Source organism: Desulfovibrio sp. ZJ746 (assembly GCF_011039155.1).
Lineage (GTDB): Bacteria > Desulfobacterota > Desulfovibrionia > Desulfovibrionales > Desulfovibrionaceae > Desulfovibrio.
In genome coordinates this window covers 274417-286892 of sequence record NZ_JAAKEK010000001.1, presented here as the reverse complement: position 1 = coordinate 286892, position 12476 = coordinate 274417, and the positions used below count along the sequence as shown (strand labels likewise).

11 protein-coding genes are annotated in these 12476 nt (G+C 70.5%); 3 read left to right on the top strand and 8 right to left on the bottom strand.

Going from position 1 to position 12476, the window contains the following annotated elements; genetic code table 11:
* Positions 1-18: 18 nt before the first annotated feature.
* Positions 19-777 carry an amino acid ABC transporter ATP-binding protein gene (locus G7Y54_RS01320; RefSeq protein ID WP_165076201.1) on the top strand — a complete coding sequence of 253 codons (759 nt, stop codon included), beginning with the start codon at positions 19-21 and terminating at the stop codon, positions 775-777.
* Positions 778-930: 153 nt separating this feature from the next.
* On the opposite strand, the gene G7Y54_RS01315 is transcribed toward G7Y54_RS01320, so the two are convergent.
* The 3 genes from G7Y54_RS01315 to G7Y54_RS01305 all read right to left on the bottom strand — a co-directional run bounded on the left by G7Y54_RS01315 (position 931) and on the right by G7Y54_RS01305 (position 6187).
* On the bottom strand, positions 931-3870 hold the full coding sequence (locus G7Y54_RS01315; RefSeq protein WP_165076199.1) for a tetratricopeptide repeat protein: 2940 nt from the start codon (positions 3868-3870) through the stop codon (positions 931-933).
* Between the two features lie 77 nt (positions 3871-3947).
* The gene (locus G7Y54_RS01310) at positions 3948-5048 is read right to left on the bottom strand and encodes a sigma-54 dependent transcriptional regulator (protein ID WP_165076195.1); all 1101 of its coding nucleotides are present in this window, start codon (positions 5046-5048) and stop codon (positions 3948-3950) included.
* A 164-nt stretch (positions 5049-5212) separates the two neighbouring features.
* Positions 5213-6187: an alpha/beta fold hydrolase gene (locus G7Y54_RS01305; RefSeq protein WP_165076192.1), complete on the bottom strand. Its 975-nt coding sequence runs from the start codon at positions 6185-6187 to the stop codon at positions 5213-5215.
* A gap of 130 nt (positions 6188-6317) precedes the next feature.
* Between G7Y54_RS01305 and G7Y54_RS01300 the strand changes: the two genes are divergently transcribed.
* Positions 6318-7583, top strand: coding sequence for an aminoacetone oxidase family FAD-binding enzyme (locus tag G7Y54_RS01300; RefSeq protein ID WP_241159318.1), 1266 nt, complete (start codon positions 6318-6320; stop codon positions 7581-7583).
* On the opposite strand, the gene G7Y54_RS01295 is transcribed toward G7Y54_RS01300, so the two are convergent.
* From G7Y54_RS01295 to G7Y54_RS01275, 5 genes are read right to left on the bottom strand one after another with little or no spacing between them, the layout of a single operon-like run.
* Positions 7543-8142 carry a lysine exporter LysO family protein gene (locus tag G7Y54_RS01295; protein WP_165076153.1) on the bottom strand — a complete coding sequence of 200 codons (600 nt, stop codon included), beginning with the start codon at positions 8140-8142 and terminating at the stop codon, positions 7543-7545. The genes G7Y54_RS01300 and G7Y54_RS01295 overlap by 41 nt on opposite strands.
* Positions 8139-8450 (bottom strand): LysO family transporter, encoded by a 312-nt coding sequence (locus G7Y54_RS01290; RefSeq protein ID WP_165076148.1) that lies wholly within the window; start codon positions 8448-8450, stop codon positions 8139-8141. The genes G7Y54_RS01295 and G7Y54_RS01290 overlap by 4 nt, the downstream gene beginning before the upstream one ends.
* Before the next feature lie 49 nt (positions 8451-8499).
* Positions 8500-9321 (bottom strand): hypothetical protein, encoded by an 822-nt coding sequence (locus G7Y54_RS01285; protein WP_165076142.1) that lies wholly within the window; start codon positions 9319-9321, stop codon positions 8500-8502.
* The gene (gene coaBC / locus G7Y54_RS01280) at positions 9303-10559 is read right to left on the bottom strand and encodes a bifunctional phosphopantothenoylcysteine decarboxylase/phosphopantothenate--cysteine ligase CoaBC (protein WP_241159317.1); all 1257 of its coding nucleotides are present in this window, start codon (positions 10557-10559) and stop codon (positions 9303-9305) included. The genes G7Y54_RS01285 and coaBC overlap by 19 nt, the downstream gene beginning before the upstream one ends.
* Positions 10556-11176, bottom strand: coding sequence for a hypothetical protein (locus G7Y54_RS01275; protein WP_165076135.1), 621 nt, complete (start codon positions 11174-11176; stop codon positions 10556-10558). The genes coaBC and G7Y54_RS01275 overlap by 4 nt, the downstream gene beginning before the upstream one ends.
* A gap of 90 nt (positions 11177-11266) precedes the next feature.
* Between G7Y54_RS01275 and queA the strand changes: the two genes are divergently transcribed.
* Positions 11267-12457, top strand: coding sequence for a tRNA preQ1(34) S-adenosylmethionine ribosyltransferase-isomerase QueA (gene queA / locus G7Y54_RS01270; protein ID WP_165076131.1), 1191 nt, complete (start codon positions 11267-11269; stop codon positions 12455-12457).
* The last annotated feature ends 19 nt before the right edge of the window (positions 12458-12476 follow it).

Below are 12476 nucleotides of genomic sequence, written 5' to 3'. Positions count from 1 at the left end.
GAGGGATGCGGAGGGCCGATGAGCGCGGAACAGGACAGGGTGCTCAGGGTGGAGCATGTCTCCAAGCGGCTGGGCGGCAAGCTCATTCTGGATGACTGCTCCCTCGACGTACGCCGGGGCGAGCTCATGGTGCTCATCGGGCCGTCGGGCGCGGGCAAGAGCACCCTGCTCCAGTGTATCGACTGCCTCATCCCGCCGGACACGGGCGAGATATGGCTGGAGGGTGAGCGCCTTGAGCGCGGCGACAAGCGCAAGCTCTGCGCCTTTCGCGCCCAGGTGGGTATGATCTTTCAGGATTTCAACCTCTTCGACCACCTCACGGCCGAAGAGAACGTCGCCATCGCCCTGCGCAAGGTGCGCGGCATGTCGCGCAAGGAGGCCCGCGAACGGGCACTGGACGAACTGGCGCGCGTGGGCCTCGCGCGGCGCGCCCTGCTCTATCCGGCGCAGCTCTCCGGCGGCCAGAAGCAGCGCGTGGCCATCGCCCGCGCGCTCGCCATGGACCCGAAGGTGATGCTGCTGGACGAGCCCACTTCCGCGCTGGACCCCGAGCTGGTGGGCGAGGTGCTGGCCGTCATCCGCGACCTGGCGGCCGGCGGCATGACCATGGTCATGGCCACGCACCAGATGGATTTTGCCCGCGCGCTCGCAACGGAGATCCTGTTCATGGAGCGCGGCCGCATCATCGAGCGCGGCTCGCCCGCGCAACTCCTCGCCGACGGCGCGGGCACGAGGACGCACGATTTCTGCGTGCGCATCCTCGAAGTCAGTCTCTGACCGGCGTTCATCGGGCTTTTGCGAAGGCCGGGCTCACACCCCGCCCGGTACTGCGCCGCAAAAAAACCCTTGGCCTGTCGCCTTCACGGCGGTGGCGCCCAAGGGTTTTGGTACGTTGCGGGAAGGGCCTGGCCCACGCCGGCTGGCGCCAGCCTAGCGCCCCTCCCCCTCCTGCTGGCGCGCCGGCCCGGAACTGCTCCATGTGCCGTCGGTCGTGCCCTCGCTGGCCTGCTTCTGCTCCTTGGGCTGGTTCGGCATGAAACGCTGCAAATCGCGCGAGACCTCGAAGGTGCGCAGTTCCGCCGCGGCCGCCTGGGCGAAGGGCGAATCGGGGAAGCGGCGCACGATGTCCTCCAGCAGGGCCTCGGCGCGCGAGGCGTCCCCGAGCTTGCGGTACAGCCGCGCCTCGCGGAAGCGCAGGCCCGGATATTCCTCCGAATCCTGCGGCACATAGGCATTATAGCGCTCCACCCATTGCAGGGCCTCGGGGATGCGGTTGCCCACCTCGCAGATGTCCATCAGGGCGGCGGTGGCCTCCTTGATGCGCTGCGGGTCAGCCTTGTCCGAGCGCTCGTCCTGCAGGCGGGTGAAGAGCTCGATGACGCGGCGGTTGGTTTCGTAGGCTGCGCGGATGTCCTTGCGGGCCTCGGCGTCCCTCGCGAGGAAATAGGTGGCGTAGGCCTGCTGGTAGAGCGGGATGTCCGTCCTTTCGGCGAGCTTGCGCCACATGGCGAGCGCCGGCGCCCCCAGGTTGAGGTTTTGCGCGGAGAGCGCCTGCGCGTAGTCGAGCTGGTTGCGCAATTGCGGCTGGAGGTTCCACGACTCCACCAGCTTGGCGAGGTCGAGGATCTTGTCCCACGCGCCGTTTTTCAGGTAGTGGTTGAAAAACTGCGAGAAAGCGGCTTCGCCGTAGTCCGGGTCCATGGGCCCCTTGAGGAAATCGGCCATGAGCTCGAAGGCCTTGTCCTCGTCGCCGCGCTCGAGCAAGCCCTGCGCCAGGGCATAGCGCAGGCGCGCATCCGGCTCGCCGTAGCGCTCGCGCACCAGCGGAAAGCCGTTCCAGAGCAGGAGGATGCGCCCGTAATTCTGCTCGGCCAGCGAATTGGCGAGCTCCTTGCTGAAGGCCTGCCAGAGCAGTTCGCGCGCCTCGGGCACGTTCTGGTGCTCGGGATAGGCGTCGATGAAGTCCGCCGCCTTGCCCATGGCCTCGGGATACTGGCGGTCCCAGTAGAGCCACATGGCCTGCTTGAGCCTGGCCAGCACCGCCTCGGGCGTGGTGTCCGACGACGCCGCGAGGTCGGAATACACCTGCCAGAGCGGCGGCTCGGAGCCCCGCGCGAAGACCTTGCTCATTTCCTCATAGGTGATGGGGGCCTCGTAGATGCCCTTTTCCGCCAGGCGCAGGCGCGCGGTGATGGCCGCCGGCGAGTCCGGGAAGTCGCGCACGATGTCGTTATAGATGAAGTTGGCGGCCTGGGCGTTCCCCTTGCGCAGATAGGTGTCGGCCATCTTGAGCAAAAGGCTGTCGTTGCCCTGGCGCCTGGGGTCAAGGTTGATGTAGAGCCAGTCAAGATCCATGGCCGCGTCGTCGCGGCCCATCTTTTCCTCATTGGCCGCCTGGAGGAGCAGGAATTCCGGGTCCTCAATGTAGTAGCGCGGCCAGCGCTTGCTGATAAAGTCGAGGATGACCTGCGCGCGCTCGTGCTTGTCCTGGTTGACGAGGGCGCGCGCGAGGCCCACGGACGCGGCCTGGAGCTGCGACGATTCCGGGTACTTGTCGAGCACGATCCCGAAGGATTGCTCGGCCTCGGCGTTGAGGCCGTTCTTGAGCTGGGCCTCGCCGAGAGCCGTGAGCCCCTGGGCCACGCCCGGATAATCGGGATAGCGCCGCAAGAGAGCGATGATATAGCCGCCAGCCTCGCCGAGATTGCCCACGTTGGCATTGGCGAGCCCGAGGCGCAGCAGGGCGTCGGGCACGCGCGGCGAACGCAGGTTGGCGTTCATGGCCTCGCTGGTGGAGGACACGATGGGGTCGAAGCCGGCCAGCGGATTGTCCGCGTAGCGGGCCCACATGCAATCGCTGATGCGGTAGAGGACCTTCTCGAGCAGCTCGGGCGAAAGGTTCGGCAATTGCCGGATAGCCTCGAAGGCGGGCAGGGCCTCGTCGTACTTGCCCTCGTCCATGAGCGCCTCGGCCTCGGCGAACATCTTGTCCGGCTCAGGCGGCTTGGGCACGGGATTGCCCTGCTCGTCCACATAGATGACTTCGCGGGGCTTTTCCGGCTCGGGCGGGGGCGCCGCCTTTTCGCCCAGCGGCAGGCCCACGGTGCCGGGCACGGCCGCGCCGGACGCGCTGCGGCCCTCATGGCGCACGGCGGGCGCTTCAGGCTGCTGGGCTGGCGCGGCGGGCACAGCGGCTTCCGGGGGCTGGGCTTCCTGCGCAGTCGGGGCCGCTGCCGGCGCCGAGGCAGGAGCGGCAGCCGGGATCTGTGCAGGCGCCGGGGCGGTGTTTTGCCCGGCCGAAGGGTGGGGAGCCGTTGGCTGCGGGGCCGGCGTCTGGGGCGCACTCGCAGGCGTGGAAGGCACCGGGGCGGCCTGCGCCGGGGCGCCAGTGGCTGCCGCCGGGGCCTGCGGCACCGCTTGCGGCGCGGGCGCCTGGGCCGGCGCTCCACCTTGGGGCACGTCGGCGGTGGTGGTGGAGAGGCCGCTGTCTTCGGGCCAGTCTTCCGGGCCGCCGGCATTGACCTTGCCCCGCAGGGACTGGCGTGAATCCATGATGCCCCGGCCGCCGAGGGCCTGCCCGGGGGCGCCCTGGGCCTGCGTTGCCGCCCCGGCTTCGGAGGTGGCGGCCTGTGCGGAGGCCGCGCCCAGGGCGCGGGCCACAACGCCGGGCCTTTCAGGGGCGGGGGCGGCCTCTGGCCACGCCACTTCCCCGCCGCCCGCAAGGGAATTCAACTGCGAATAGGGGATGGTCTGCCGGCCGTTGAGTTCCCCGGCAGCCCGGGCCGGAACGCTCCCAAGAAGGCAGGCGAGCGCCAGCACAGCGGGCAACCCGGAGCGCATGATGCGTATGAGGCGGAAAAAAGCGGCCATCGGCAATACCCTGCACAAAAATGTGCAAAAAAAATACCACGGCCCCGGCACCTGAAGCGCCCGGGGCTCCTGCGGGTTCAGGCGCCCCGCTTCTTGAGCTTTTCGATGAGGGTCGTGCGCTTGATGCCGAGGTATTCGGCGGCCTGGTTCTTGACCCCGTCGGCCCGGGCGAGCGCCTCGTCGATGAGGCGCCCTTCCACCGTGTCCAGAAAATCCTTGAGGTTCATGCCCCGCGCCTCAAGCACGGACAGGGTGGGCCAGACGAATTCCCCCGTCACGACAGCCACCGGCGCGGCCGCCGCTTCCCCGGCTGGGGGCACGGCGGCGTGCGCGCCATCGGCAGGCGCCGACGCGACGAGAGGCACCCGCAGCGGCGGCTCCGGCTCGGGCAGCGCCGCGAGGTCACCCACTTCGTCGAGGATCTTGGCGGGCAGGTCGGAAGGCATCACCGTGTCACCGTCCACGAGGATGCTCAGGCGCTCCATGAAGTTCTCGAGCTCACGCACATTGCCGGGCCAGGAATAGGCGGAGAGGATGCGGCGCGTATCCGGCGAAAGCGCGAGCGGGGGGCGATCCTTCTTCTTGCAGTCGGCCTCCAGAAAATGCTCGGCCAGAAGCAGCACGTCGCCGCCGCGCTCGCGCAGGGGCGGCAGGTGCAGGGGGATAACGTTGAGCCGGTAGTACAGGTCCTCGCGGAAGCGCCCTTCCGCCACCTCGCGCTCGAGGTCGCGGTTGGTGGCGGCCACCACGCGCACGTCCACCTTCTTGCTGCCGGTGCCGCCAACGCGCTCGATTTCCTTTTCCTGGAGCACGCGCAGGATCTTGACCTGGAGGCTCAGGTCCATCTCGCCGATTTCGTCGAGGAAGATGGTGCCGCCGTCGGCGAGCTCGAAGCGCCCCGGCCGCGAGCGGATGGCGTGGGTGAAGGCGCCCTTTTCGTGGCCGAAGAGCTCGCTTTCCAGCAATTCCTTGGGGATGGCGCCGCAGTTGATGGGCACGAAGGGCTTGTCCGCGCGCTTGCTGTTGGCGTGCAGGGCGCGCACGAGAAGTTCCTTGCCGGTGCCGGATTCCCCGGTTACAAGGACGGTGCTGTCCGTGGGGGCCACCTTGCCGAGAACCTTGAAAACCTCGGCGAGCGTGGTGCTCTGGCCGATGATGCCGCTGGTGTTCAGATCCATGGCTTTCCTGCTCGCGGCCCGGGCGGAGGCTGGCCTTTCCGCGCGGGCGTTTGACTGCTCTTCAGGTGTCAATACACTGACATGGGCCGAATTGCCAGCAAAAAGCCGCGCTTTTCCGCGTTTTCTCCGGGGGCGCGCGCACAAAGAGGACGGTCGGGGGCGGTTCAGCCGAAGAGCCGGTCAAGAAAGGCCGCGGCCCGGGCCTCGCTGTAATAGACGCCGCCAGCCTGCGCGAAGCCCACGTGGCCGCCGTGCGGCGCCACCTCGAGAGAGAGGGCCGGATTTTGCCCCGCCGCCTCGCGCGGATAGCACGAAGGCGTGCAGAAGGGGTCGTCGGCGGCAAGCAGCAGGTAGAGCGGCGTGCGGATGGAGGGAAGGTCGGGCAACACGCTGTTTTGCGCCCAGTAGTCCGCCGCCGAGGCGAAGCCGAAGACCGGCGCGGTGAAGCGCTCGTCAAAGACGCCGAAAGTACGGATCGCCTCCACGCCTTCCGCCGAAGGATAGCCGGGAAAGCGGCCGGCCTTTTCGCGCACCTTGCGGCGCAGGGTGCGCAGGAAATAGGCCATGTACAGGCGGCAGGAAGGGCCGTCCATCTTCAGGGCCGCCGTGGTGAGGTCGCACGGCACGGACACGGCCACGGCCGCGCGCACCAGCGGCGACACCGGCCCGCGCGCGAGATGGCGGCACACCTGGTTGCCGCCGAGGCTGAAGCCCGCGAGCGCAAGCGGCATGTCCAGCGACTCGGCGTAGCGGATGACCCGTGCGAGGTCGCCGGTCTCGCCCATGTGGTAGAGCCTTGCTGTGCGGTTGCTCTCGCCCGAGCAGGAGCGCATGTTCCAGGCGAGCGCGTCGAAGCCGTGCAGGGCCAGCGCCCGCACCATGCCGAGGATATACTTGCGGCGGCTGTTGCCCTCCAGCCCGTGGGAGATGATGACGAGCCCCCGGGCGCGCCGGTCCTTGTGGCGGTGCAGGTCGAGATCGAGAAAGTCCCCGTCGTCCGTGGCGATGCGGATGCGCTCGGGTTCGGCCATGCCGGGCGCGGGCTCGGGCCACGGGCGGAACAGCACCGGCCAGACGGTCGCCGCGTGGCCGTTGGCGAGCCACCACGGCGCCCGGTAGGAAGAAGGAAGGTTCGGCATGCCCAAAAACCCCGGGAAAGAGCGCGGCGCAAGGCCGCGGGCCTCTTCTACGCCGCCGGCTTTGCGCGTGTCAAATGGCGGCGTGGCGCGGGCGCCCCTCATCCCGGCACCGGAAGCCGACGGGAGAAGTTTGGAGCAGCCCCCGCTTTTCGATGTGCTCGTCCTCGGGGCCGGGGCTTCGGGCCTCACCTGCGCGGCCGAGGCAGGCCGCCGCGGCCTCAGCGTCCTTCTACTCGAGCGCGGCCCGCGCCCGGGCCGCAAGCTCGCGGTGAGCGGCGGCGGAAAGGCCAATTTCAGCAACCGCTCCGTCACGCCGGGCGACTATCTTTGCCGCCCCGATGCCGGGTTCTGCCGGCCCGCGCTGGAGGCTCTGCCCTCGGAGGCCGTAGTGCGGCGCGTACGGGCGTGGGGCCTGCCGGTGGAGGAGCGCGACCACGGGCGCCTCTTCCTCACCGTGCCGGCCCGGAGCCTCGTAGCCGCGCTGGAGGAAGACTGCGCCGCCGCATCGTGCCGCCTCGCCTGCGGGGCGGAGGTGCGCGCCGTGCGCCGGGAAGCGGGCGGCTTCGCCGTGGAAGCCGTGGACAGCGCTACCGGGGCCGGGCAAATCTGGCGCGGTCGGGCTCTCGCGCTCGCTCTCGGGAGCCCGGCATGGCCCCAGATCGGCGCAAGCCATGCGGGCTGGCGTATCGCCTCCTCGCTGGGGCACAGGGTCGCGCCCGCGCGGCCGGCGCTTGTGCCGTTGCGCCTGCCTGAGGATTCGGGCCTGCGCGGGCTTTCCGGCATCAGCCTCCCCTGCCGCGTGACCGTGGCGGATACTGTGGTCGGCCCCGCGCGCACCTTCGAGGACGACCTGCTCTTCACCCATACAGGCCTGAGCGGCCCGCTGGCGCTCACGGCCTCCCTCTTCTGGCGCGAGGGGGAGGCGCTTGGGCTCGACCTTCTGCCAGGGCACGACACCGAGGCCCTGCTGGACGCCGGCGGCAGCCGCACGGCCCGCGGCATCCTGCGCGAACTTCTCCCCCAGCGCCTGCTCGACGCCGTGCTGCCGGCCGGGCTTGGCCGGCGCAAGGCCGCCGAGCTCTCCCGGGCGGCGCGCCGCGAGATCGCCTCCGCCATCCACGCCCTGCGCGTCACGCCCGCGGGCACCGAGGGCCTCCACAAGGCCGAAGCCTGCGCCGGCGGCGTGGATACCGCGGAAGTGGACCCCCACACCATGGGGAGCCGGCTGGTGCCCGGGCTTTTCCTCATCGGCGAACTGCTCGACGTGACCGGGCGCCTCGGCGGCTACAATCTCCACTGGGCCTGGGCCAGCGGCATGGCCGCCGGGCGCGCGGTGGCTGGAGGGACGCAGCCCCTCACAGACTGCAAAAAAGCGTCACCCAGAAGGGCACGCTGAAATCGAGCACCATGGCGGACACGATGGAGGGGAAGGTCCAGAGCGTCCCTGCGGCGCGGGTGATGCCCGGCAAGGTCGTGTCCATGGTGGAGGCGCCGCCGCACATGATGGGGGCGGGCGCGCCCATGAGCCGCACCAGCGCCGGCGTGAACACCAGGGTAAAGAGCTCGCGGAAGATATTGGCGAGCAGGGCCACCGTGCCCAGCTCCTCCCCGCGGTACTGGGTGATGAACACCGACGAAAGCGAATAATAGGCGAAGCCCGCGCCCACGGCGAGGCAGTCGGCAAGGCTGTAAACGAGAAAGAGGCTCACCAGCGCGCAGCCCGCGAAGGTGCCGACGGTGGTGCCGAGCGGCAGCAGCAGCACGCGCGGCTTGAGCGAACGCAGGATCTCCATGAGGCGGCGGTCGGCCCCGAGGGAGAGGCCCACCAAGGCCATGAGCAGCCAGAGAGCCGGCAGGGTGGGATCGTGCTCGAGCAGCAGATCCGGCACAAGGCCGAAGCGCGCCAGCATGAGCCCGAGAAGAAAACAGCCCAGAATGGGCAGGCTCGCGCTCATGCCCCGGGGCCTTGGCTATCCTGCGCGCGGGTCTTGGGGGCCGGCGCGTCCCTGAACAGCGGGCGCAGCAGGGCCGCGAAGGCGAGGGTGCCCCCGAGAGCGCCCAAGGCCAGGGTGAGGGCCGCGCCGCCGAGATGCGGCAGGTCGCGCACAAGCCGCTCATTGCCGCCCACGGCCACGCCGAGCAGGAAGAGCAGGAGCATGATGGCGAGGAAGATCCAGCGCCGCAACGCCTCCTCCCTGAGGCGCCCGCGCAGGAGGCGCCCGGCGAGCATCCCGCAGAGCATGATGCCCAGGGCCGTATACATTCCAGAGACTCCGGGAGTTGATTTTTCCTTGCTTGCGCCGGGCCGTGCCTCAGCCTACCCGCACCGCCGGGGCCAGCCCCTGGCGGAGAAAGGCGAGGGTCGGGGCGTAGCGTGCCTCGTCCCCGGCGAGGGCGTCCACGTCCCACAGCACCAGCACGAGCTGGCCGAGCCAGCGCAACTGGGCGAGCGGCCGTGACGTGGCCGGGAGCCCCAGGGCGCGCACGGCGGCGCTGCCCATGACGATGACCGCGCGGCAGCCAAGATGCGCCGCGCCTGACCAGAAGGCGTCGGCATGCGCGGCGAAGGGCGCCTCCCCGCCGCTTTGGGGGGCGCCCGCCGGAACTTGCGGGAGGCAGGCGGGCCAGAAGGTGTGCGTGCCCGCCGGATGGGCGAGGTCGCGCAACAGGCGCGCCAGGAAGGCCCGGCGCGCCGCGCGGGCCTGCGCCTCCTCCCCGCCGGGCGCGCCTTTGGCCGCACCGGCCGCCAAATCCTGCCCCAAGGCCCAGTAAGTCCATGCCACCCGCCCGGGCCGCGTGGCCACAAGGCGGCTCCCCCAAGGTTCCGGCATGGCCGTGGGCGCGAGCGGGCGCCAGCGGGTGGAGCTTCCTGCGGCGCCCGGAGCCTCTTGCCGTGGGGCCGGTCGCGCCCTGCTTTCCTGGCGGGGGCGCGGGCCCGAAGCAGCCTCCGGGGATCGCGGCGCCGGGCGCCCCGGACGCTGCGCGGGCTGGTCCGGCCGCTGCGGAGGCGCCGCGGGCGCGGGCGGCGCGGCCGTCAGAGAAATCTCCGGCGCGAGGTCGGCCGATGCGGCCAGCCAGCGCAGGCCCCGGCCCTGCCAGAGCGCGGCGGTGAAGTTCAGATCCGCAAAAGCCATGAGCACAGATCCCAGGCGATGTCGGCCTTGTTGCGGGCGTTCCAGATCTCCCCCTGGCCGTTCCTGTCCGCCACGGCCATGGAGGCTTCGGCGGCGCCGAAGGCGCCCCGCCCGGCATTGACGGGATTGGCCGCCACCACGTCCGCGCCCTTGCGGGTGAGCTTGAGGCGCGCGAGCTGAAGCAGGCTCTCCATATCCGGCACGATCTCGGCCGCGAAGCCGAGCACCCGCTGCCCGGGGCGGCGGCTTGCCGCCAGTGTCCGCAAGATGTCCGGGTTGGGCGAGAAGGCGATGCTCAAGCCTTCTTCCGCGCCGGTCTTCTTGAACTTGGCCTCACCGGCGTCCGCCGGGCGCTCCGGCGAAAAATCGGCCACGGCCGCGCTGAAAAAGCCCATGTCCATCTCTGGCCAGGCGTCGCTCGCCACGCGGAACATTTCCCGCGCGGTGGCGACATCCTCGCGGGTCACGCCCTCGGGCAGCACGCTGCGCACGCCGGGCCCGCACACGGCCGTCACCCTGGCCCCGCGCAGCCATGCGCAGGTGGCGAGCGCGGCCCCCATGCGGCCGCTGGAGGGATTGGACCAGTAGCGCACGCCGTCCCAGGGCTCGCGCGTGGGGCCGAGGGTCACGAGCACGCGCAAGCCGGCCATGTCCTGCGGGGCGAGCGCGCGCAGGGCCGCGAAAAAGATGGCCGGAAGCCCCGCGAGGCGCCCTTTGCCCTCGTCACCGCAGGCCGCGGCGCCGGTATCCGGCACCACCACGGCAACGCCCCGGGCGCGCAGGCGCTCCACATTCTCCTGCGTGGCCGCATGGGCCCACATGCGCGGGTTCATGGCCGGGGCCACGATGAGCGGCCCGGCAAAGGCCAGCGCCTGCGCCGAGAGCATGTCGGACGCGGCGCCCGCCGCCAGCCGCGAGAGCACATCGGCCGTGGCCGGGGCGATGACCATGGCCTCGGCGTTCTGGCCCGGCTCAAGGTGCGCGAACACGTCCTGGCCTTCGGCAAACATGTCCCCGTAGACCGGCGCCGCGCCGAGCGAGGCGAAGAGCAGGGGCGTCACGAATTCGCGCGCGCCCGCGGTGAGCGTGGCCGAGACCTGCATGTCGAGCCGCCGCCAGGCGCGCAAAAGTTCCGCCGCCTTGTAGCAGGCCACAGAACCGCTGACGCCGAGGTGCAGCCGGCGCCCGGAGAACTTGCCGCTTTCCGTGAACGGGGTGTCGTCCCACAGCGCGTTCACAGGGCACGCTCCTCAACGCCCCACTGTTCCACGGTGCCCGGCGCCGGGGCGCTTGCGCCCGAGCTGGCGCCCGGACTCTCGGCATCGTCCAGCGGGCCGTATTCCTCGCCGGCGAGCTCCACGCCGCTCTCGCCCGTATCTTCCGTCTGCACGGGCATCTCGAGCGCCGCGCCGTCCGGCAGCCGCTGGCCCACCCAGATCTCGAGGATGGTGAGCATGGCCTGGCTGCGGAAGGTGAGCACCGCCATCTCCGCGCCCTTCTCATACACTTCAAGCATATGGTCTTCCTTGTGCAGGGCGAGGCGCAACTGCCAGCCGTGGCTCTTGAGCGCCGAAAAGAGCTCCATGGCCGTGGCGCCGGCGTTCACGTGCCCGCGCAGGATCTCCAGCCCCTCGCGGGCGCCGCTCGCGCTGGTCGCGGTGTAGCCGTGCGAGGAATAGCGCTGAAGCCCGGCCGGGAGCGGCACATTGAGCAGGGAGCTCGTGGAGGTGTCCACCCCGCCGGTCAAGGGATCGTTGGCAAAGGGATTTTCGAGGCCCATGGAGGCACAGCCCGAAAGCAGGCAGAGCGCGCCCAGGGCGAGGGCAAGAATGCTGGTGACAAGCTGCCGGCGCATGGCTATACTCGTTTTTTTGTTCTGTGCGGCGTGGGAGCGGCCCCCGGGGCGCCTTGCGCCGCTTCACGCGGACAGGGAAAGGAGCCCCCGATGGCTGCCAGCGCGGGCGCGGCGCGCCCGGACATATCAAAAAATCCTAGCCTCTCCGCGAGGGACTGGCAAGCCTCGCCCGCGCGCGCTCCCGGGCACGCGGACTTTCTGCTGGAAAGTTACCGCTTTCCCCTGCCAGAGGCCCAGATCGCCCAATTCCCGCCCGAGGTGCGCGGCGCCTCGCGCCTCATGGTGCTCGGGCGCGCCGGGGGCGCGCCCGAGCACGCCATGTTCGCCGAGCTCGCCAGCTGGCTGCCCGAGGGCGCGCTCCTCGTGGCCAACAATTCGCGCGTCCTGCCGGCGCGGCTTGCCGGCCTGCGCGAAGCCACCGGCGGCAGGGTGGAATTTCTCCTGCTCACGCCGCTGCCCCTCCTGCTGGCGCAGCCGGGCGCCGGTGAAGACGCGGCCGACAGCCCAAGGAGCGCCGTGGCCGAGGGCCTCGTGCGCTCGGGCGGCAGGCTGCGCGAGGGCGAGCGCCTCACGCTCGCCGGCGGCATCACGGCGACACTGCTGGAAAAAGGCCCCTTCGGGCGGCATCAGGTACGCCTCGAGTGGCGGGGCGACCTCGCCTGCGCCTTCATCAGCGCGGGCGAGATGCCCCTGCCGCCCTATATCCGCAGGCCCGCAGGCCCCAAGGACGCCGAGCGCTACCAGACCGTCTATGCCAGGCCCGACAAGACCGGCTCCGCCGCGGCGCCCACGGCCGGGCTGCATTTCACGCCCGGGCTGCGCGCGGAGCTTGCGGCGCAAGGCTTTCCCTGGCGGGAGGTCACGCTCTATGTGGGCTACGGCACCTTCAGCCCGGTGCGCTGCGAAGACATCCGCGAGCACCAGATCCACTCGGAATACATGGAGATCCCCGAAGACACCGCCCGCGCCGTGCGCGAAGCCAAAGCGGAGGGGCGCCCCGTCGTGGCCGTGGGCACCACGAGCGCGCGCGCCCTGGAGGGCTGCGCCGCGCAGTCGGGCGAAGTGCGCCCCTTTGCGGGCTGGACGGATATTTTTCTCTATCCCGGACGCCCCTTTCGCGTCATCGACGGCCTCGTGACCAATTTCCACCTGCCGGAGTCGTCCCTGCTCATGCTCGTTTCCGGCTTTGCGGGGCGCGAGCGCGTGCTCGCGGCCTATGCCGAGGCCGTCGCGCGGGGCTACCGTTTCTTTTCCTATGGCGACGCCATGCTCATCCGCTGAACCCCAGCACCCAGGAGGC

Excerpts from the sequence above, each read along its gene's own strand:
- G7Y54_RS01290 (WP_165076148.1), bottom strand. The coding sequence starts at position 8,450 with ATGTATACGGCCCTGGGCATCATGCTCTGCGGGATGCTCGCCGGGCGC.
- G7Y54_RS01320 (WP_165076201.1), top strand. The coding sequence starts at position 19 with ATGAGCGCGGAACAGGACAGGGTGCTCAGGGTGGAGCATGTCTCCAAG.
- G7Y54_RS01305 (WP_165076192.1), bottom strand. The coding sequence starts at position 6,187 with ATGCCGAACCTTCCTTCTTCCTACCGGGCGCCGTGGTGGCTCGCCAAC.
- G7Y54_RS01315 (WP_165076199.1), bottom strand. The coding sequence starts at position 3,870 with ATGGCCGCTTTTTTCCGCCTCATACGCATCATGCGCTCCGGGTTGCCC.
- G7Y54_RS01275 (WP_165076135.1), bottom strand. The coding sequence starts at position 11,176 with ATGCGCCGGCAGCTTGTCACCAGCATTCTTGCCCTCGCCCTGGGCGCG.
- G7Y54_RS01295 (WP_165076153.1), bottom strand. The coding sequence starts at position 8,142 with ATGAGCGCGAGCCTGCCCATTCTGGGCTGTTTTCTTCTCGGGCTCATG.
- queA (WP_165076131.1), top strand. The coding sequence starts at position 11,267 with ATGGCTGCCAGCGCGGGCGCGGCGCGCCCGGACATATCAAAAAATCCT.
- G7Y54_RS01285 (WP_165076142.1), bottom strand. The coding sequence starts at position 9,321 with ATGGCTTTTGCGGATCTGAACTTCACCGCCGCGCTCTGGCAGGGCCGG.
- G7Y54_RS01310 (WP_165076195.1), bottom strand. The coding sequence starts at position 5,048 with ATGGATCTGAACACCAGCGGCATCATCGGCCAGAGCACCACGCTCGCC.